This is a genomic window from Pasteurella bettyae CCUG 2042 (assembly GCF_000262245.1).
Classification (GTDB): domain Bacteria; phylum Pseudomonadota; class Gammaproteobacteria; order Enterobacterales; family Pasteurellaceae; genus Basfia; species Basfia bettyae.
The window spans coordinates 1-1,075 of the sequence record NZ_AJSX01000024.1; the positions used below are offsets into that span (position 1 = coordinate 1).

Consider the following 1,075-nt stretch of genomic DNA (forward strand, 5'->3'; position numbering starts at 1 on the left):
AACTACTGGGGATGCACCTTGACCAAAACGGTAAGATAAACCTAATGCAACAGAACCAATATCTGGGTGATAATCTAATTTTTCACCATTTTCATCTTTTAGACGACCAACTTTAGTGATCCATTGATATTCTAAACGTAATGCTAATTCAGGAAGAATTGCATACTCTAAACCGCCCGCGAATACAGGAGATGTTTTTAGACTATGAGAATGTTCAGTACCATCCGCTGACATATCTTTTTTATAATCGGAACGAATTAATGCTGCACCTACACGACCATAAATATCTAAGTTATCTAATACAGGATAGCTTGCTTTTAAGCTTAAATGTGCACCGTGAGTAGTATGTTTACCAGTAGTATTATCTAAAGAGCTTTTAGTTTTTAAACGACCAAAATCATCATAACCTAACTCAACAGCTAAGTTATCAGTTATTTGATAACCACCAAATACACCGTAAGTAACATGGTTACGATTGACTGTATCTCCATTCTCTTCATCTTTTAATTGATTTACACCGTGATGGAAAGACGCCCAACCAGCTTTAGCACCAGCATAGAAAGTATTTGCCTGTGGTGCTGCTTGTGCTATTGATGCTGCGGCTAAGCCCGCGATAGCTAATGCGATTGCAGTTTTTTTCATTTTGATGATCCTCTTAAATATTTTAGTCATCTTATTTTAGAAATTTATCAGCTAATAAAGCTGAATGAACACACCCGTGCTCATACCTTAATAACCAAATCTTGAACTACTTTCTCAAATTATTTAGTTTTAAGATTCACTTTTTAGGCTATTAAGTTTGTCGAAGATATACTTTTTAACAAACTCATTTCCTCAATAATCAAAGTCTAAAGAAGCTTAAAGTTATTTGTATTATCGATCATAACAACATAAAATCAATCATTTTTTTTAATAATGCTATTTTTTAAGCAATAAAAATGAAATAAGCGCTCTTTTAATACATTGTTATAATTAATTTTTATGAAAAGAAAGAATGAAATTAGAGGCTTTATAGAAAATAATAAAAGATAGAAAAGGCCTAAATAAAATTTAGACCTTTTATAAAAAGTTAAGC

General features: G+C 31.9%; 1 protein-coding gene. It reads right to left on the bottom strand.

Annotated elements, in window-relative coordinates; all coding sequences use genetic code 11:
* Window positions 1-642 (bottom strand): outer membrane beta-barrel protein (locus tag HMPREF1052_RS04625; RefSeq protein WP_005760187.1); only part of this gene is annotated, 642 nt, incomplete at its 3' end.
* Between the last annotated feature and the right edge of the window lie 433 nt (window positions 643-1,075).